Annotated in this window: 20 protein-coding genes; 5 read left to right on the top strand and 15 right to left on the bottom strand. The window is 40.1% G+C overall.

Features of this window, described 5'->3' with window-relative positions:
- Nucleotides 1–4: 4 nt before the first annotated feature.
- A complete protein-coding gene (locus tag TSP02S_RS04735; RefSeq protein ID WP_041082288.1) occupies nucleotides 5–1,240 on the bottom strand; it encodes an aminotransferase-like domain-containing protein in 1,236 nt (411 codons plus the stop codon).
- Between the two features lie 202 nt (nucleotides 1,241–1,442).
- Here TSP02S_RS04735 and TSP02S_RS04730 point away from each other — a divergent pair, with 202 nt between their 5' ends.
- Nucleotides 1,443–2,588, top strand: coding sequence for a pyridoxal-phosphate-dependent aminotransferase family protein (locus tag TSP02S_RS04730; RefSeq protein ID WP_041082286.1), 1,146 nt, complete (start codon nucleotides 1,443–1,445; stop codon nucleotides 2,586–2,588).
- Nucleotides 2,585–3,496 carry a D-2-hydroxyacid dehydrogenase gene (locus TSP02S_RS04725; RefSeq protein ID WP_041082285.1) on the top strand — a complete coding sequence of 304 codons (912 nt, stop codon included), beginning with the start codon at nucleotides 2,585–2,587 and terminating at the stop codon, nucleotides 3,494–3,496. Before TSP02S_RS04730 ends, TSP02S_RS04725 begins: the two co-directional genes overlap by 4 nt.
- 21 nt (nucleotides 3,497–3,517) lie before the next feature.
- On the opposite strand, the gene TSP02S_RS04720 is transcribed toward TSP02S_RS04725, so the two are convergent.
- The 14 genes from TSP02S_RS04720 to hrcA all read right to left on the bottom strand — a co-directional run bounded on the left by TSP02S_RS04720 (nucleotide 3,518) and on the right by hrcA (nucleotide 15,593).
- The gene (locus TSP02S_RS04720) at nucleotides 3,518–4,198 is read right to left on the bottom strand and encodes a hypothetical protein (RefSeq protein WP_041082283.1); all 681 of its coding nucleotides are present in this window, start codon (nucleotides 4,196–4,198) and stop codon (nucleotides 3,518–3,520) included.
- A complete protein-coding gene (pdxT, locus tag TSP02S_RS04715; protein ID WP_144380726.1) occupies nucleotides 4,182–4,778 on the bottom strand; it encodes a pyridoxal 5'-phosphate synthase glutaminase subunit PdxT in 597 nt (198 codons plus the stop codon). The genes TSP02S_RS04720 and pdxT overlap by 17 nt, the downstream gene beginning before the upstream one ends.
- Entirely contained in the window at nucleotides 4,772–5,647 is an 876-nt protein-coding gene (pdxS, locus tag TSP02S_RS04710; protein ID WP_041082281.1) for a pyridoxal 5'-phosphate synthase lyase subunit PdxS, read from the bottom strand. The genes pdxT and pdxS overlap by 7 nt, the downstream gene beginning before the upstream one ends.
- 6 nt (nucleotides 5,648–5,653) lie before the next feature.
- Entirely contained in the window at nucleotides 5,654–6,955 is a 1,302-nt protein-coding gene (locus TSP02S_RS04705; RefSeq protein ID WP_041082279.1) for a nicotinate phosphoribosyltransferase, read from the bottom strand.
- Nucleotides 6,956–7,480: a cysteine hydrolase family protein gene (locus tag TSP02S_RS04700; protein WP_041082277.1), complete on the bottom strand. Its 525-nt coding sequence runs from the start codon at nucleotides 7,478–7,480 to the stop codon at nucleotides 6,956–6,958.
- A gap of 25 nt (nucleotides 7,481–7,505) precedes the next feature.
- Nucleotides 7,506–8,480, bottom strand: coding sequence for a thiamine pyrophosphate-dependent enzyme (locus tag TSP02S_RS04695; RefSeq protein WP_041082275.1), 975 nt, complete (start codon nucleotides 8,478–8,480; stop codon nucleotides 7,506–7,508).
- A gap of 13 nt (nucleotides 8,481–8,493) precedes the next feature.
- Nucleotides 8,494–9,669 (bottom strand): pyruvate synthase subunit PorA, encoded by a 1,176-nt coding sequence (gene porA, locus TSP02S_RS04690; protein ID WP_041082274.1) that lies wholly within the window; start codon nucleotides 9,667–9,669, stop codon nucleotides 8,494–8,496.
- A 2-nt stretch (nucleotides 9,670–9,671) separates the two neighbouring features.
- Nucleotides 9,672–9,974, bottom strand: coding sequence for a pyruvate synthase subunit PorD (gene porD / locus TSP02S_RS04685; RefSeq protein WP_041082273.1), 303 nt, complete (start codon nucleotides 9,972–9,974; stop codon nucleotides 9,672–9,674).
- Nucleotides 9,967–10,539, bottom strand: coding sequence for a 2-oxoacid:acceptor oxidoreductase family protein (locus TSP02S_RS04680; RefSeq protein ID WP_041082270.1), 573 nt, complete (start codon nucleotides 10,537–10,539; stop codon nucleotides 9,967–9,969). The genes porD and TSP02S_RS04680 overlap by 8 nt, the downstream gene beginning before the upstream one ends.
- A gap of 13 nt (nucleotides 10,540–10,552) precedes the next feature.
- Nucleotides 10,553–12,145: a glycoside hydrolase family 57 protein gene (locus TSP02S_RS04675; protein ID WP_041082268.1), complete on the bottom strand. Its 1,593-nt coding sequence runs from the start codon at nucleotides 12,143–12,145 to the stop codon at nucleotides 10,553–10,555.
- Nucleotides 12,142–12,816, bottom strand: a complete 675-nt coding sequence (locus tag TSP02S_RS04670; RefSeq protein ID WP_041082266.1) for a DUF4912 domain-containing protein — start codon at nucleotides 12,814–12,816, stop codon at nucleotides 12,142–12,144. Before TSP02S_RS04670 ends, TSP02S_RS04675 begins: the two co-directional genes overlap by 4 nt.
- Before the next feature lie 149 nt (nucleotides 12,817–12,965).
- Nucleotides 12,966–14,072 (bottom strand): molecular chaperone DnaJ, encoded by a 1,107-nt coding sequence (dnaJ, locus tag TSP02S_RS04665; protein WP_041082264.1) that lies wholly within the window; start codon nucleotides 14,070–14,072, stop codon nucleotides 12,966–12,968.
- The gene (locus TSP02S_RS04660) at nucleotides 14,056–14,571 is read right to left on the bottom strand and encodes a nucleotide exchange factor GrpE (protein ID WP_041082263.1); all 516 of its coding nucleotides are present in this window, start codon (nucleotides 14,569–14,571) and stop codon (nucleotides 14,056–14,058) included. Before TSP02S_RS04660 ends, dnaJ begins: the two co-directional genes overlap by 17 nt.
- On the bottom strand, nucleotides 14,568–15,593 hold the full coding sequence (hrcA, locus tag TSP02S_RS04655; protein ID WP_041082261.1) for a heat-inducible transcriptional repressor HrcA: 1,026 nt from the start codon (nucleotides 15,591–15,593) through the stop codon (nucleotides 14,568–14,570). The genes TSP02S_RS04660 and hrcA overlap by 4 nt, the downstream gene beginning before the upstream one ends.
- A gap of 106 nt (nucleotides 15,594–15,699) precedes the next feature.
- Between hrcA and TSP02S_RS04650 the strand changes: the two genes are divergently transcribed.
- The 3 genes from TSP02S_RS04650 to mraY are packed head-to-tail and all read left to right on the top strand — an operon-like array spanning nucleotide 15,700 to nucleotide 19,335.
- Nucleotides 15,700–17,181 (top strand): UDP-N-acetylmuramoyl-L-alanyl-D-glutamate--2,6-diaminopimelate ligase, encoded by a 1,482-nt coding sequence (locus tag TSP02S_RS04650; RefSeq protein WP_041082259.1) that lies wholly within the window; start codon nucleotides 15,700–15,702, stop codon nucleotides 17,179–17,181.
- Nucleotides 17,174–18,436 (top strand): UDP-N-acetylmuramoyl-tripeptide--D-alanyl-D-alanine ligase, encoded by a 1,263-nt coding sequence (locus TSP02S_RS04645; protein ID WP_052465318.1) that lies wholly within the window; start codon nucleotides 17,174–17,176, stop codon nucleotides 18,434–18,436. Before TSP02S_RS04650 ends, TSP02S_RS04645 begins: the two co-directional genes overlap by 8 nt.
- Nucleotides 18,433–19,335: a phospho-N-acetylmuramoyl-pentapeptide-transferase gene (mraY, locus tag TSP02S_RS04640; RefSeq protein WP_041082255.1), complete on the top strand. Its 903-nt coding sequence runs from the start codon at nucleotides 18,433–18,435 to the stop codon at nucleotides 19,333–19,335. The genes TSP02S_RS04645 and mraY overlap by 4 nt, the downstream gene beginning before the upstream one ends.
- Nucleotide 19,336: the final 1 nt, after the last annotated feature.

The raw sequence follows: 19,336 nt of genomic DNA, 5'->3' as shown, positions 1-19,336 counted from the left end.
AAAATCACAACTCCCCGGAAATTCTATATTTTTCAAATGCATCTCTCAGTCTTTTTATACCCTCGTATATATCCTCTACTGGGGGTAAACAAAACGACATTCTCATAGAGGAGGAAGGTTGATCGTATGGTCTGAATGCTTCACCTGGTATATAGAAAACCTTATTTTGCTCTGCGAATCTAAACATTTTCATCGTATCGTATTTCTCTGGTAATGTAAACCAAACAAAGAGTCCTCCTTCCGGATCAGTCCATTTTGCTCCCTCAAGATCGCCAAAATTTTCCTCAAGGGCTTTCACCATTGCGTTCTTTTTCTTCTCATACAATGCAATAGCGGGTTTTATTTGCTCGAGTACATCATATTTTTCAAGATATCTCGCTGCAAGTCTCATAGTTAGTGAGGGACTGCACAAATCACTACCTTGTTTTGCAAGCACCATCTTCCTGATGATAGACTTATCAGCCACGACCATACCAATTCTCAAACCCGGACAGAGAATTTTGCTGAAAGTATTCAAAAGAATTACTCTTTCAATTCCGCCAATTTTCATTATTGAAGGAACAAATTCACCTTTGAATCTCAGTACACCGTATGGATCATCTTCAACGATCAACAGATCATATTTCTCTGCAATTTCAACCAGGGTTTTTCTCTTTTCAAGGTTGGTCGTGATTCCCGATGGATTTTGAAAGTTCGAAACTACATATATGAACTTTAGATATCTTATTTGACCAGATTCTTCGAGATCCCTTATCCTCTGTTCGACCATGTTCATATCTGGTCCATCGTTTTCAAATTTCACCACTAAAAACTGCGGATCTCTCATTCTAAAAGCACTCAGCGCACCAAGATATTCTGGATCACCAACGAGTACATAATCGCCTGGATCAAGTAGAACCTTTCCAACAAGCTCCAGTGCCTGTTGGGATCCAACTGTTATGAGAATGTTCTCATTGGAAAGGCCATCTATCCCATAAACCCTTTTCAACAGAACAAGTATCTGCTTTATGAGCTCTGGGTCTCCTTCGGTTACTGAATATTGAAGGGTGTATTTGTATTCCTTTTCAATGATCTCCGAAGCAATTTGTGCGAGCTCATGTCTTGGAAATGTCTCTGGATCTGGGGTGCCCCCACCAAATGAAATGGCACCGGGTACGTTTGCATACTTGAGTAGCTCACGTATCATCGATGACTTTAGTTTGCCTGCGAGTTTTGAAAACTGATACCGAGAGTTTTCCATTGAATCACCCCATTATTTTTATATCAAAATCGTGCCAAAATGATGGCAGTACGATTTTAATTTCTAAATGCTGCTTTCTGTTTTGTGCAATACATTGCATTAAGCAAAAATTTGCATGCAATATATTGCATATCAAATTTTTTTTAGTCTCATCTTATGTCATGCTAAACTACAATCGAAATCATTCTAAGGAGGTGTTCTTATGTTAAGGAAAAACTACATTATGGCACCTGGTCCAACTCCTGTTCCAATAGACATTCTACTCGCGGGAGCCAAAGAAACGATCCATCATCGCACACCACAGTTCCTGGAGATCATCGAAAAAACTCTCGAAGAGGCAAAATACCTTTTTCAAACCTCAAACAGGGTTTATGTCTTTGTTTCATCTGGAACTGGAGCCATGGAAGCAGCTGTAACCAATCTGGTCAATCCTGGCGAGAAGGCAATAGTGGTTGTCTCTGGAAAATTTGGAGAAAGATGGAAAGAAATCTGTCAGGCATTTGGTATCGATGTAGTCGAAATAGCACTTGAATGGGGTGAGGCAGTTACACCAGAACAAATAGAAAAAGCCATGAAAGAAAATCCCGATGCTAAGGTTATCTTCACCACACACAGCGAAACTTCTACCGGTACAGTTATGGATTTAAAAGCCATAGCAGAACTCACAAGAAATACAGATCGTGTCCTTGTGACCGACGAGGTAAGCGGTTTACTTGCCGAACCATTGAAGATGGATGAATGGGGCGTTGATGTAGTTGTGAGTGGTTCGCAGAAAGGTATCATGATGCCACCGGGTTTAGGTTTCATAACCTTGAGCAAAAAGGCTTGGGCATTAGTCGAGCAGAACAAATGTCCCAAATATTACTACGATTTGAGATACTACGACAAAAACTACCCTGATAATCCATGGACACCTGCAGTTAATATGATATACATGCTCAATCAGAGTGTGAAGATGCTCAAAGAGGAGGGCATAGAGAATATTTGGAATAGACATAGGGTACTTGGAGAAGCTACAAGAGCAGCAGTAAAAGCACTTGGACTCGAGTTGTTCTCTAAAAGGCCAGGTAATGTCTGTACCGCTGTAACAGTACCTGCAGGTGTAGATGGTAAGAAAATAACAAAGATCATGCGTGACAAATATGGAGTAACCATAGCGGGTGGACAAGAACATTTGGCAAATAAGATCTTTAGAATAGCCCATCTTGGGTATGTTTCTTTGTTTGACAGTATTACTGCCATATCTGCTTTGGAGTTCACGTTACACGAACTTGGGTATCCTGTCAAATTTGGTGAAGGTGTGAAGGCTGCGATGGAAATATTCCATCGTGAGGGGGTTGCCGGATGATAAGAATTCACGTGAACGATCCATTGGATCAAGAGGCAATGAATTTGCTCAGATCTAAAAGTCAACTCGATGTAACCAGTGAACACCTTGAAAAAGACAAGTTGCTTGATTTGATGCCTCATATTGAAGTTTTGATAGTGAGAAGCGCCACAAAAGTGACCAGAGAATTGATCGAAAAGGGTACAAAACTCAAAATTATTGGCAGAGCTGGTGTTGGTCTGGATAATATCGACGTCAGTGCCGCAAAAGAAAAAGGTGTGAAGGTGTTGAATACACCCGGAGCAAGTGCAATATCTGTTGCCGAACTCACATTTGGCTTGATGCTCAGTGCGGCAAGGCATATAGCAAGAGGAACTAAGGACCTCAAAGACGGATTATGGACTAAAAAAGAACTTGAAGGACACGAGCTCTTTGGAAAAACTCTTGGTATCATAGGTCTTGGAATGATAGGTAAAGAGGTGGCAAAGAGGGCTTTGTCCTTTGGAATGACTGTAATAGCTTACGATCCCTTGGTGTCTGATTTTGAAAATGTGAGAATGGTTAACTTAGATGAGCTTTACAAATTGTCTGATTTCATAACATTGCACGTTCCATTGAATGAACAGACAAAACATATGATAGATGCCAGAGCTATTGATAAGATGAAGAATGGAGTAATAATAGTAAATGCATCTCGCGGAGGAGTAATTGATGAACAAGCTCTGTACGAAGCTCTCATTAGTGGCAAAGTTTATGCAGCTGCCCTTGATGTTTTTGAAGTCGAGCCACCTCAGGATGATCTTAGAAGGAAATTGCTTGGACTTCCTAATATTGTTGCCACACCACACATAGGAGCTTCTACATACGAAGCGCAAGAAAGAGTTGGTAAAGAGATGGTGGAAAGAATTTTTAAAGAACTTGGGATTTAAAAAGGGCGGTTGAGCCGCCCTTTATTCTACCACCACAATCTGCTGTGCCTTTATCAGAGCATTTGAAAGCGCATCTTCCAGTTTCAAAATCAATTCCGAAGAATCAGCCACTTGTGTGGTTACTTGACAAATTGCAGAAACAACTTGAGGAAAGTGCGTAGATTTGGGAAGTTTAATTCTCCTTGAACGCCTCAACAATCTACCAACAAAAATTCTTGCACCTTCTATTTGTGTGTAGGGTAAGAAAGTTATTAAGGTGTTTTTGTCATAAAGCATTACTTTGTCAGAAGCTCTTGCCTGTCTTTTTGCGCAACTATAAAGTGTTCTAACGGCAAGTTCATCTTCTTTGCCAAGTCTTACCATGGCTATAGAGAGTGGAATATCATATCTCTGAGATTTGTAGATTTCCTCATCTAAAAATGCTTCTACGCTGCAATGAGTGACTACATAGCAATACAGGAGTTTGAATTTCATGATGTAATAGTCAAGCGATTGTTTTGGCAACACAACATCGACAACTTGATTCAGATTCTCGGGCACAGACTTGCTCACAATTACAGTATCAAGCAAAGGATGTACTTTCTCACCAACAAAAAGATCTGCATCTTTTTCATCAGCTACAGCTAAGCCACAACACATACTAACTGCTTGAAGGAGATTTTGCTTAGTTTCTTCATCGGAAAGATCAATATACACCCGCATACTTCACGCCCACCATTCTCAAAAAGTATTCGTGTACCCGTAAATCAGTCCCGAGTTCCGGATGAAACGAACCTGCCAACAAATTTTCTTGTTGAACAAGAACAGGTGAACCATCGTATTTCGCGAGAATCTCAACTTTTTCACCGCATTCAACGATCTTGGGTGCTCTGATAAAAATCGCCTTGAATTTATCCCCTATCGCTTTAATGTCTAAGTCAACTTCAAAGCTCTCAACTTGCCTTCCATAGGCGTTCCTTTCAACGGTGATGTCCATCAGTCCGAAACTGTATTGATCTGGATAATTCGCTATTCGCTTTGCTAATAGTATCATCCCTGCACAAGTACCATAAACAGGCATACCTTCCATGGCTCTCTTTTTTAGTTCATCGGCTATGCCCGTTAATCTTGCAAGCCTTCCGATCGTTGTAGATTCACCACCAGGTATTATAAGCCCTTTCACCCTTTTGAGATCTTCAACGGTCTTTACTACAATTGCTTCAACTCGGAGTTTTTGCAAAGCCCATAGATGCTCCCTGAAATCTCCCTGCAGTCCCAAGACTCCAACGATCAATTTTACCATCCTCTCTCTTGCATTCGAACTTCCAATTCTTCGACTTCAAGACCTGGCATCGGCTCTCCTATGTCTTCAGAAACCTTTAACAACATCTCGGGGTCGTTCCAATAAGTAACCGCCATAACTATTGATCTTGCCATCTTTGCAGGATCTTTCGATTTAAAGATGCCAGAACCCACAAAAACACCATCGGCACCGAGCATCATCATCAAAGCGGCGTCGGCAGGTGTAGCTACACCACCAGCTGCAAAATTCACAACAGGCAGCCTACCAAGTCTCTTAACCTCTCTTACTAATTCTACAGGTGCACCTATTTCCTTTGCATAAGCGACGAGTTCATCGTCAAGCATTGTTGTGACCTTTCTTATATCGTCCATGACTTTTCTCATGTGTTTAACTGCTTCAACGACATTCCCTGTTCCGGCTTCACCTTTGGTTCTAATCATAGCAGCACCCTCAGCAATTCTTCTTAAAGCCTCACCAAGATCTCTTGCGCCACAAACAAATGGAACTTTGAACTCGTGCTTGTTGATGTGAAATCTATCATCTGCTGGAGTGAGTACCTCGGACTCGTCTATGAAATCCACTCCGAGCGCTTCAAGGATTCTTGCTTCTGCGATGTGACCAATTCTGACTTTTGCCATAACAGGTATTGAAACAGCCTGCATGATTTCCTTTATCTTGGATATACTCGCCATTCGTGCTACGCCGCCAGCCTTCCTTATATCTGCTGGGACTCTCTCAAGTGCCATTACAGCTACAGCACCGGCTTCTTCTGCGATCTTTGCTTGCTCTGCCGTTGTTACATCCATTATGACTCCACCTTTAAACATATCTGCAAATCCAGTTTTTACGGTCCATGTCCCTTTTTCCATAACTGTTCACACCTCCTCCCAATATCTCTTTGGAACAAATTCAAGTCTTGAAAGATCTTGCTTTGATCTACCAACCTTTGCACATGGTCTACCATTCACTTCAACTATATCAGCAGTTATATCGACTTTATGTCTCAACAATTTCGAACCAACTGCATAGACATCGACCGGCACTTTCAATTTCTCAAAAAGTGATATCTTATCCGCATCAAATCCACCTGAAACGACTATTTTCAAATTCTTCAAACCGACCTTATCGAATTCCTGTCTTGCACGCCAAACGAGTTCTGGACAAACACCGAGAGAAGATTCATCTCTCGGGACAACGGAAACATCTCTTAAATTACCTGATGTATCGAAACGAACACCCCATATCTTTCCCTTACCCTCACCTATTATAGGCGATGGGTCTGTCACCCCAAGAACAAATGGTTTTTTCATTATTTCCTCATAGGTCGCTTTTACAACTCTAAAAGTAGTTCCAATCACATCATTGTCCCAATCAACCAAAACTATTCTGTTCACATTTTCAGGCATATGTCTGTCAAATGCCAAAGCGGCAGCTTCAGTACTGCCATCATAAGCTGCTATCAACGCATGAGGCATTGTGCCCATCGACTCTGCACCCCAATAATCGGCATTTGCGTCGGTTGAAACTCCAAAGGCACCAGCACAAAGAGCGGCATAACCATCGGTCGTTTGGACCCAGTAATGATCAAACCTCGCACTGAAATACAAAACAGGTTTGCCATTGGCAGCTTTCACAACATTCTTCACAGCAGTTGCGGTACTCGTTGCACGCGCTATAACTCCCAAAAGAATTGTCTCAAGATATCCAAAATAAGTTGGATCGCCTTCTATAGTCATTATCGGTTCCCATTCTCTTGCTTCTTCACCATCGTATAGAGCCCTGACTCCTATTTCTTCCCACTTATCCACCCAAAGATCGTTCAATTTCATTCTCAATTCCCATTTTTTTCTTGTATAATCTAAAACGAGATCGGTTTTCATATCAACTGATGCAGCTTGTATGGCTTTGTCCAACATCAAAGTTTCCTTGAAGATCTCGGTTGCCTTTTCTTCATCTTTGTAATAACCAGTTGCAAACTTGAGTATGGCGAGTGCTTCATCTATTCCAACCACGACACAGTCTTTTCTTGGGAAGAACTGGTATAAAACATATGGATGTTTTTTGTCTTTCTTTAAAACTTTGACATATCTTGTGAAATATGTATCTGAATAGTAATTATTTCTGATTCTGTCTATTGGTACCTTAAAGACCTTCGGGTCTAATCTCTTTCCTCTCAATTAAATCACCTCGGCACCGAGGATCTCTCTCATCATTCTGATGGCAAATTTATGTAGTTCTGAATCATATGAAGCAGTTGCTTTTTCATGTACAGTTACTTTTATGCCTCTGTTTCTGAGCTCTTCAACTGTGAAAAACACACATATATGAGTAACAACACCACACACATCCACTTCAGTTATCGAAAATTTGTTGAGTATTTCATCCAAATTCGTCCCATAGAATGCACTGTATCGTGTCTTATAAATTTTGAAATATCTTTCATAGCCTTCAAGTTGCTTTTTGATGGGTTCAACTATCTCTGCTCCGGGAGTATTTTTAACACAATGTACAGGCCACATGGCAAACTCAGCATCATCGATATCGTGCCAATCCTGTGTTGTGACTATGATTTTATGATCCTCAATCGCTTTCTCTACCAAACCAACCACGGGCGCAACAACCCTTTCTGCGCCCGTGAAATAAAGAGCACCATTTTTCTGAACAAAGTCATTTTGTACATCTATAACTATCAGAGCGCGCATGTATAGACCTCCAAATCGGCGCTCATTATCTTATTGGTTTGTCTTTTGTGGCTTCTTCAAGGGCAAGCAATCTTTCCCAGCGTCTATCTACATAATGTTGAATCTCGTCAATTATCTCTTGAGCATCAGGCCTCTGCAACAACAATCTGAATCTTTCCTGTGTCTTTATGAACTCAGATACTGGTTTGAAAGTGCTCGGTTTTCTTGTGACTTTGTACACACCACGATCAACTTCGTAGAGAGGCCAATATTTTGTCTGAATTGCAAGTTTTGTGATATCTACTGTCTGATCCTCTGGCACTCTCCAATACCTCACACATGGGCTGAGAGCAGCTATGAAGGAAGGTCCATCAAAAGATAGAGCCTTTTCTATCTTGCTCATAAAGTCCATAGGTTCACCAAAAGCCACAGTTGCGGCATAGACGTATTCATGCCCAGCTATTATCTCCACTATGTTTTTCTTCAGCTGAACTTTTCCTGGTATCTTCTTTCCAACAGGGGCAGTTGTCGTATCTGCACCGGGTGGTGTTGAACCAGATCTCTGGTTTCCCGTATTCATATATCCCTCATTGTCATAGAGAATGTAGATGAATTTGTGGCCTCTTTCTACGGCACCTGACAATGACTGAAGACCTATATCATATGTACCACCATCACCACCAAATGCAAAAAAGGCATACTTCTTGTCAGCTGATATCTTTCCTGATTTTTTCAAAGCTCTGTAAGCAGTCTCAACACCACTTATCGTTGCTGCAACATTTTCAAAGGCATTGTGTATGTATGGTACACTCCAAGAAGTGAATGGATATATCGTTGAAGAAACTTCCATACATCCAGTTGCAAAACCAATAACGGGCTCATATCCAAGGGCTTTCGCAGTCATCAAGGCTAATTTCACCGTTATCGGCGCACCACAACCCGGGCACATTCTATGACCTTGTGTCAAACCTGTCTCTTTATTCGTGAAAATCTCAGCAAGCTTTTTCATTGTTAACGGCATTTGATGCACCTCCTCATTCTCTAAGACCAAGATAGAGTTCCTGGTCTACAACGAGTTCATGTTTCATTGCCTTCTCGAATGCGAACCTTACCAATTCTGGATTTATATCCCTTCCACCAAGGCCATAGACGAAAGACCCAAGAAGTGGTTTTGATGCCACTTCATACAGTGAGGACTTAATTGCCTCATAAAGAGGTGCCTCGGCTCCAAAAGAAGCTGACCTATCCAGTACAACAACGGCTTTCCTACCTGTTAGTAAACGTTGAATCTCAGCCTTTGGGAATGGTCTGAACATCCATATCTTCAAAAGACCAACTTTTTTACCTTCTTCTCTCAATTGGTCAACTACGTATTTGATAGTTCCATTTGTTGAACCGAGGGCAACCATGACGTACTGTGCATCTTCCATTTTGTATGGTTCTACAAAGTTGTATCTTCTACCAGTGATATTGTAAAATTCTTCTGCTATGCTGGGAAAGACTTTGAATACATTCTTCATTGCTTCAATTTGCTGTCTTTTATGTTCGAAATAGTAGTCATACAAATCGAGTGGGCCATATGTGACAGGATGTTCTGTGTCAAGTAATGGATACAAAGGTTTTAGTTCACCAACGAATTTTTTCGCAACCTCGTCAGGCAAGAGTTCGACGGGCTCGACACCATGAGAAATTATGAAACCATCCTGATTGACCATGACAGGAAGTCTCACCTGTTCATGTTCTGCGAGTCTAACAGCCATCAATGTTAAGTCATAGACTTCTTGTGCGTCCTCACAAAACAGTTGTATCCAACCAGAATCTCTCTCAGCCATTGTGTCACTATGGTCACAGTGAATGTTTATTGGACCACTCAAAGCTCTATTAACAACAGGCATTACCACTGGAAGTCTCATTGAAGCCGTGATATATACAATTTCGTGCATAAGAGCCAGACCATTTGCACTCGTCGCAGTCATGGCTCTTGCACCTGCAGCTGCCGCACCAACAACAGCACTCATTGCACTGTGCTCGCTCTCAACTGGAACCATCTCTGTTTTAACAACACCGTCGGCAACATATTTTGCAAAATATTCGACTATAGGAGTTTGTGGAGTGATTGGATAAGCAGCCACAACATCTGGTTCAATCTGTTTCATAGCATATGCAGCCGCTTGAGCACCTGTAATTGCTTCTTTATGAACCTTAGTCATGCTCACTCCTCCTTGTGTGCAAATTCTGTTTCGGGTCTCATTTCAATGGCACTTTTTGGACAGACATTTGCGCAGATGCCACAACCTTTACAATAGAAATAATTGATACCTTTCATCACAGAATTTTCCTGCATAATTGCTTGATCTGGGCAGTAAAACCAGCACATCATACAATCAATGCATTTTGATCTATCATAAATTGGTCTTTTAACACGCCAATCGCCTGTCCTGTACTTTCGAGCAGTACCAGGCTCTGTAATGATTCCACCAATGGGAATTTCATTCCATTTCTTGAGCTCAGCCACTGCAGCTCACCTCCTCGTATCCTCTTTTCAGTGCTCTGATATTAGCCTGAAGCATATCTGCAGACAGTTTCTTTTCAAACATTCCACGGATTTTTTGTTCGGCCGCTTGGAGTGTAATCAATCCAGTAACTTTTGCAATTGTTCCAAGCATTACGGTGTTTGGTATACCCCTTTTGATCTCTTCAAGGGCTATGTCTGTTGCCTTTATTGTGCATATTTTTCCATTGAATCCAGTCTTTTTTCTTATGTATTCAATTGGATGAGCTGTGTTAACTATCAACACACCTTTTTCATCTAAGCCTTCAACAATACCAGGTGATAAAAGTGTATCGTCTATGACCACAACGACATTGGGTCTTTCAACAGAAGAATGAACCGTTATCTTCTCATCGCTAATTCTGTTGAAAGCTCTCATTGGAGCTCCCGACCTTTCAGCACCATATTCTGGGAAAGCCTGGGCATATTTACCCATGTCCAAGATAGCTTCCGCAAAAAGTTGAGAAGCACTTTTTGCACCTTGTCCTGCTCTTGAGTGCCACCTGATTTCATAGTATTTGGCGGGCACTGTATCCCTCCTCTCAAAGTTTTTGCTGCACATACACACGATAATCAAGCCATGAAAAAATGGCATCCATTTGCTCGACTTTGGAAAGATATTCTTCATCTATATTATTGCTCAAAAACTGATTTTCAAGATCTAAAAACCTTTTCACATGCGTTTTGATTCTGTTAACAGCATACTCAACACTGGTTCTTGTAGTTAAAATGAAAGCCCAATCACTTGATTGCAAAAGTAAAAGCTCTCTGAGCATTTGATTCAGTACTCTGATTTTTAATGGGTTGGTTTCGTTTTCATGCTCCTGAACAATTTTTGTCATGCGATCATGAAGTTCATTCATGTGAAGATATATCCAGTCGTTTTGTCCGTTCAGCCAAGTTTCGTTATACCCGCCAGATCCCCACGAAGAGGAAGCTGGTGTGAGTACTTGGAATGCATCAAATTTTTCCAATATTTCTGAAGCCGTTGCTGCCTTCAGAGATTTACTCTTAGCAACCTCTCTGAAAAAGTATTCAATAAATTCAGGTCCTTCAAACCACCAGTGTCCAAAGAGCTCCGTGTCGAACGGTGCAATTATCACGGGAGGTTGCTCAAAGATATCATATAATCTCTGCATCTGTGATAGTTTCTTGTTGAGAAAATCCACGGCATGTTCTTTAGCGGCATTTAATGCTTCTTCACGGTTATATAATTTCTTTTGATTCAATGGTGTTTCTTTTGAAGTTATTTTGTGGTACTTTATCCCCGTATTAACTCTCACACCACTTGGATCAATGTAAGGCTTTATATAATCAAAATCCCTATCAAAACCTATATCTCTGTAGAATTCTCTATATCTGTAATCTCCGGGATATCCAATCGTCGCGCTCCAAACTTGTTCACTCGATTCTGGGTCTCTTGCAAAAACAAAAACTCCCGAAGGAGTCACTACAGGTCTATAGACACCGTATTTTGGTTTTTCATCAGCATACCATAGGCTATGAGAGTCGGCAAAAAAGAATTCCAATCCATATTTTTTCAAAAATTCATCAAGCCCTTGAAAATATCCACACTCGGCAAGCCATATACCCTTTGGTGTGAGTTTCAATCTCTCTTGGAATGCCTTTACACCTATATTGATCTGAGCTTCAACGGCATTTGGCTGATGCTGCATTAAAGGTAAAAATGCATGTGTAGCATTGCTTGTAATGAGTTCTAAATAACCATCCTGAGCATATTTTAAAAATCCACTGGCAATATCATAATTGAGATCTCTGTAATAATCTAAGACCTGTGTGAGTCTATCTCTGTAGAATATTGCCAAAGTTTTTTCTTCTTCATTCTGTGCATGTGAGATTTCTTTGTTACTAAGTTCTATCAATTTATTCATGTGTGAAATGAATTTTTCCGTGAGTCCATTTGTTTTTGTCATCTCAAGTAGCGGTGGTGTGAGAGAAACGGTTATCCTAAAAGGTATTCCGTCTTTTGCGAGTCTGTCAAAGGTCATCAACAAGGGGATATAACTCTCTATCAAAGCTTCAAAAAACCATCTCTCTTCGAGAAAAGTTTCATGTTCTGGATGATGAACATAGGGGAGATGAGAATGAAGAGTCAGACAAAAGTATCCAATCATTTTTTACCACCACCAGAAGTTGTACTCGTGAAACTGAAGATGTTCATTCGCTCAACAGGTTGTATCAGCACTTCTCCCATCGTGACAATTTGCTTTTTACCTTTGATAAACCATCTCTGCCTGCTCGTCATAGATGGAGAATCAGGTGGTGTTTTGCAGAGGTTTGACCTCAAAACTGGTACAAAATTATCCTGTTCTCTGTAGCCAATCTCAGCAATGTAGTCGGCATTCGAACAAGGGACATGAAAATAATAATTTCGACATACTCCAAGATCAATACCCGCCTCGAAGATTCGATGAGCATTTTTTCCATTGAATATAATGTAAGTCACATCGTACAATCTCACAACGGTGTTACCTGTTTTAGCCATTTTTTCAAATGAATGTTGTGAAAGATCCCAATAAAGGTAAACAAGATGTGGATTCACAGGAAGAAGTACAAACTTGTCGGATTGATAGGAAGTGGGAATCTGTTCGATTTTTTCTGTAAATACTTGCTTGGTTTCTTCAGATCGTTCTTCTAATTTCAAGGCATGTTCTCTGAGTATTTTGTAAACTTCGTTCTTTTTCATCCTTTTTTTGATCTTCAGTCCAAGTTTCTTGGCAAGGGCTTTAGCTTCTTGAATGGTAGGCTGGTTGTTGAGAAAATCAAAAATCTCCTGGCGCTTCATAATTGGCGCCCCCTTTTGTAAAATGTTTACATTATATTTTATCATGTTCTCATAATGTTGTAAATAGGTGAAAAAGAAAGAAAAAAAGCTTTTAATACATTATATCGAACATAAATGTCAAACGCCAGGAGATTCTGGTATTATCTCGTCTATATGTTTGTTCCTCTTATCTTCGCGAGTTCCTTGAGTAACCTTGCTTCCTCAGAAGACACACTATCTGGGATTTTGACATTAACGGTAACATAAAGATCACCACGTTTTCCAGTTCTAACCGAAGGTGCTCCTTCACCTTTCAACCGGAAGATGCTGCCAGGTTGTGTCCCAGGAGGTATTCTCAACATGGTTGAACCACCAGTGGGAAGGTCGATTTTTATTGTTGCTCCCAATATCGCCTGAATGTAGTCAATCGATACATCTACATAAATATCATCATCTTGTCTTCGGAATCTCTTATCTGGTTTGACATGCACTACGATGTAGAGATCTCCATACGGCCCACCACCGTATCCAGCATTACCTGCTCCATCTATTCTCAACCTCGTTCCATCTGAAATCCCAGCTGGTATATTCACAGTTGTTCTAATTCTTTTCTTAACCCTGCCAGTACCTCCACAGACGTGACATTTTTCTTTGACTACCTTACCAGTACCTCCACAAGTACCGCATGTTTTTGTACTGACAAAGACTCCAAAAACACTTCGTCTTTCTTCTCTTATAACACCCGTCCCATGGCATCTTGGACAAGTTTGATAACCACTGCCAGGTTCAATTCCTTGACCATCACAGTGGTCACATTTTTCATACCTGTCATATTCCACAGGGATTTGTTTTCCCACTAAAGATTCGGTGAAGTCTATCTCTACCGTTATCGAGATATCTTCGCCTGATCGTCTACGAGTTTGCTGTCTCTCTTCGGTGCCTCTTTCCCCAAAAAATATGTCGAAAACATCCCTTCCAAAAAAACTCTCGAAATCTCTAAATACATCTTCAAAGGGACTTCCAGAACTCTGCTGTGCAAATTCAGTTTCTCCGACATAGCCAAAACGATCATACATTGCCTTTTTCTGAGGATCGCTCAGCACTTCATAAGCTTCTTGTATTTCTTTGAATTTTTCCTCTGCTTCTTTTTTATTCTCTGGATGTAAATCTGGATGCCATTGCTTGATCAGTTTTTTGTAAGCTTTTTTGATATCTTCTTGTGATGCGTCCCTTGGAACACCTAATATTGCGTAATAATCTTTACTCTGTCTTGGCACTTTCTCCACCTCTTGGTTTGATTGCGACCTGTACCTTTACTGGTTTGACTATTTTGCTGTGGAATTTGTAACCGTTCTCTAATACCTTGAGTATTGAATATTCCTCATGTTCATTGGTTTCGATTTTTTCCACCGCTTCATGCTCAAATGGATCGAATTTTTCTTTTACTTCTATTTTGAAGAACCCTTCATCATTCAAGATTTTCCATAATTTCTTATAGATCAATTCTACTCCTTTGTAGAAATTCTTATATGAATGCGATTGTTCTACTTCTTTAAAGGCTCTGTCCATATCATCTAATATCGGTATGAGTTTTGTGAGAAAATATTCGTTCGCATTTTTTATGATTTGTTCTCTCTCTCTGAGTGAGTCCTTTTTGTAATTCTCAAATTGTGCTTTGAGCTCCTTCAAATACCCAAGGAGTTCTGTTTTCTCTTGCTGGAGTTTTTCAACTGTTTGTTGATTTTCCTGCGTGACCTGTTTTTCATTGTCGTTCATCTTCTTCCCTCCTCTCTGGTTGCAACTGTGAAATACTCCGTGAGTCTACTCACCATATATCTCAATGAATTGGAAACGTCTTCGTATTTGACTACCTTAGACGTTATCACCATGACTTTTCCCATTAGTTTTTCCTCTTTTTTGTAACCATCAACAAAGATAGCGAAGTTCTCCAAGCCTTGTATACCATGCTCGGAACCTATTAAAATCTTCGGAAGTTGTTCGAGTTTCAGGAGTACTTTTTTCAATAATGAATCATCCGAGAAGAAATTCGAAAGCCTTCTTATCTCATCTATATTGAAGTACTCAGCATTTATCAATGTATCTATTCCGACCTTTACAAGATTACTCGACGAATCCTCTTTTAATGCATTTACCAAATGTTCCGAGAGATCCAAAAGGTATTGATCGATATTGGTTTCAAATTTTCTATCACCTACACTTTCAATTGTGTATCCTCTCAACAGTTCATTCATCAGATTTTCCAAAGAAAGATAGTCTATCTCGTAAAAAGTTCTAAATGGTATGAATTTAACCAAGCCAAGTTCGGTTATTAACGAGACAACATTGTATGTTTTGGTTATCGGTGCAATAGATATTCTGAGTATTTTCAATTTGTCTATAGCAGGTTTTTCAAGGACAACTGCTCCTTTTGTGATTCGTGAAAGAGCTATTGCTGCGCCTGTTAGGATTTTTTCCATATCTCCAAAGGTCATGGGGTATTTTGAATGAATAGAAGCCGAATGCTGTGCATACTCTCTTATTAAACTAAGGGTTTCATCTACATAGAATCGATAACCTTTGTCTGTCGGTATTCGCCCAGCCGAAGTATGAGGCTGATGGAGATATCCAAGATACTCGAGTTTTCTCAAGTCGTTTCTCACCGTTGCACTACTGCACGAAACATCTGAAGCCTCAAGAACACGCTCCGAACTGATAGGCTTCTTTGTAAGTATATATTCCCTAACTACACAATACAAAATTTTTTTCTGCCGTTCATTTATCTTCGCTTCTCGTTTCATTTTATCACTCACCATTATCGAGTGCTAATTTTAGCATAGCACAGAGTGTAAACCTTGTCAAGATTGATAGAGGATGTTAGAATAACAATGAAAAAGAGGTGGTACGATGCTCGTTAAAGAGCTCTTAAAAGTGGTCAATGACATTTCTCTGAGTTTCTCTTTAAATGGACAGAGTGAGTTAGAGATTACTGGATTGACAAACAAATCGACGGAAGCAAGAAAAGGTCACCTTTTCATCTGTCATAAAGGTAGCAGATTTGACTCACACGACATCGTACCAGAGATAATCAAAAAGGGCATTTCTTTTCTGGTAGTTGAACGACCTGTTCAATTGGATTTTCCACATGTTCTGGTGAGTGATAGTAGACTTGCTGAAGCACTCTTAGCTGCACATTTCTATGGATATCCCTTTAATAATTTAATCACCATTGGAGTGACAGGAACAAATGGTAAAACAACATCGGTACATCTGTTCCATCATGTTTTGAACTCACTCGGAAGTCGAGGAAGTATGCTTGGTACGGTTTATTATGACATTATAGGCGAAGCTCGTTTCCACCACGATAACACAACCCCCGGTGCTATAGAAATCTTGAAGGCTATGAGAAATACTGTTGACAGGAATGGCACACATTTTGCAATGGAAGTTTCATCACATTCATTAGCCATGAAGAGGGTAGAAGGAATCAGATTTGACATAGCAGCTCTTACGAATATTACACGTGATCACCTTGATTTTCACCAAACCTTTGAGGACTATACCAAAACCAAACTCCACATTTTTGATCTTTTAAAGGATTCTGGTATAGCACTGGTAAGCGATGAATATGAACATCTTCTGAGTAAAAAGGTGAAAAAGGTCGTATATGGAATATCTCCAAAGAGTGATTACAAGATATCTGATATAGATGTTCAAAGACACGGAACGAGATTTTCGCTCCATTGTAAATACGGTACTTTTGAATGTCAAATAAATGTTCCTGGGGTACACAACGCCTACAACGCAACGCTTGTCATAGCAGGACTTGTTGAGCTTGGGTATGATGCGCAATCAGTAGTAGAAGCAGTAAAAACTTTTGAAGGTGTAGATGGAAGGTTTCAATTCATTAAAGAAGGTGCTTTACTTGGAATCGATATCGTTGTCGATTTCGCCCATAGTCCAGATGCACTCGAGAAAACGCTGGTAACTGCCAAGAAATTGGCATCTGGCAGGATAATAACGGTTTTCGGTGCCGGTGGTCAAGCAGATAAAGGTAAAAGACCGATGATGGCTGAAGTTGTCTGTAGATATTCTGATGTGAGTATAATAACAACCGATGATCCAAGAGGAGAAGATGCAGAAGAAATTCTCTCAGAGGTTGAGAAAGGTGTACCAGCGGGAATGCCATATTTGGTGATACCCGATAGGCGAGAAGCCATAGAAACAGCATTAACATTAGCCAATCGCGGTGATATGGTTGTAGTGGCCGGTAGAGGCCACGAAGAGTATCAAATATTCAGCGATGAAAAAAAGATTCCATTCAAAGATGCAGAAGAAATCAGGAAGATAATCATGAGAGAATACGAAAAGGATAAGAGACATGTATGACGAATTTTGCTTTGTTATAGATTCTCGAAAGGTCATACCTGGTTGTATTTTTGTCGCGATCAAAGGCGAAAAAACAGATGGACATCTATATGTCAAAGATGCATTATCCAAGGGCGCCAAATATGCTGTAGTGGAAAAACCAGTTGATGCACCAAAAGAGTGCTTAATAAGAGTCGATAGTACCGTTGACTTTCTCATAAATACAGCGTGGGAGAGAATTCAGAGATATGAGCCATTCGTCATAGGCATAACCGGTTCGAATGGAAAAACAACGACAAAGGAATTGATTTACCAGTCGATCGGAAAAGAACTCTGTTTTTCCAACCCTGGCAACTTCAATACTGAGATCGGCCTGCCATTGTCGATTATCAATCATTACAGAGGGGAAAGATATTTGGCCCTTGAGATGGCAATGAACAAATTTGGCGACATCGCAAGATTGTGCCAGATAGCCCAACCTGATATTTCTGTTCTGCTGAATGTTGGAACGGCTCATCGTGGTGTTGCGGGAAGTGACCAAGCAATCTTGGATGGAAAACTCCAGATAGTGGAAATGATGAAACCAAATGGTACTGCTGTTGTTATAAACGACGAGAGAATTCTTCAAAGAATCTCTACAAAATCTCTTGTAACTTTCGGTTACCAAAAAGGAGATTACCAGTTAATGAATTATTTTTACGATGACTTGTGTACAATTGCAGCTTATAAAACTATCAACGAGATTGTACAGTTTCAATTCAGATCCATTTGGAATGTAGGGCAGTTAACCAATATTGCAGCAGTTCTGGCAGTTCTTGATTTGATCAAAATCAAACCCAGCAAAGATTTGATAGAGAATTTTTCTCCCATACAAGGAAGATTCAAAGTTTTCAGACACAGAGATGTCTTTATAATCGATGATTGTTACAATGCGAGCCTTGAATCTTTCAAAGTAGCTGTGGAAACACTTAGAAAACTCGGTAAACGTTCATTTGCGGTTGTAGGTTCTATAAAAGAACAAGGAATTTATTCAGATCAAACTCATCAGGAACTTGGTAAGATACTGGAGTGTACTGATGGTGTAATTGTTTACAATTCTGAACCCGAAATCGATGCTATGGTCTGTTCAAAGGAGATTCTCAGAACAAATGATATCGAAAAAATAGTTTCTTTCTTGAGAAAAACCATCAAGCCACAAGATGCAATTTTGTTCAAAGCCTCAAGGGCAGTTCAGATGGAAAATGTGCTTGCAAAATATTTGGAGGGAGATCAATGACTTTGTATGCGGTTCTGAGTTTTGCAATTTGTCTTGTACTGTATCCTTTTTTCATTCGATTTCTCAGAGCTAAGAAAATTGGAAAATTCGTTCGCGAAGATGGACCAGATCTTCATGGTTACAAAACTGGCACACCAACAATGGGTGGTATTCTTTTTGTCTTAGTGACTGCTGCTTTCGCATTGTTATCGAATGAGATTGTGGAGGCGTTGAGTGTCGTCCTTTTTGGTTCAATTGGTCTTTTGGATGATTATGCTGGGTTGAAGTGGAGAAAATCCCTTGGAATACGTGCGTGGCAGAAATTCTCGCTTCAAGTAATTTGTTCAGCGTTGCTGTATATGCTAATAAATCCTCAACAAACGAAGGTTTCCATACCATTTTTAGGCAGTGCTATAGACTTAGGATATCTACACCCTATTTTTGCCGTACTGATCATAGTTGGTTTCAGCAATGCTGCTAACCTTACAGATGGTCTTGACGGTCTTTTAGGAAGTGTTTTTCTCACAGCTGCATTACCTTACTGGATCTTTTTGAATAGAGGATCTGGTTCGATATTGTATATGTCTCTTGCAGTTAGTGCTTTTCTTTTCTATAACATAAAACCCGCCAAGGTCTTTATGGGTGATACGGGTTCTCTCGCACTCGGGGGTTTACTCGGAACTGTGGCTGTGAAGACTTCGAGCGAAGTTTTTTTAATATGTTTTGCACCGATCTTTGTATTGGAAGCTTTGAGTGTGATGTTACAAGTGAGTAGCTTTAAATTGTTCAAGAAGAGAATTTTCAAGATGTCACCTATTCATCATCACTTTGAATTACTCGGCTGGAAAGAAGAAAGGATTGTTCAGATGTTTTCTTTGATCAATCTTGTACTCTCACTATTCACCTTGCTGGGGGCATAAT

Source organism: Thermotoga profunda AZM34c06, assembly GCF_000828675.1.
Classification (GTDB): domain Bacteria; phylum Thermotogota; class Thermotogae; order Thermotogales; family DSM-5069; genus Pseudothermotoga_B; species Pseudothermotoga_B profunda.
The sequence above is the reverse complement of the archived record's forward strand: the minus strand, read 5'-3'. Positions and strand labels throughout refer to the sequence as shown.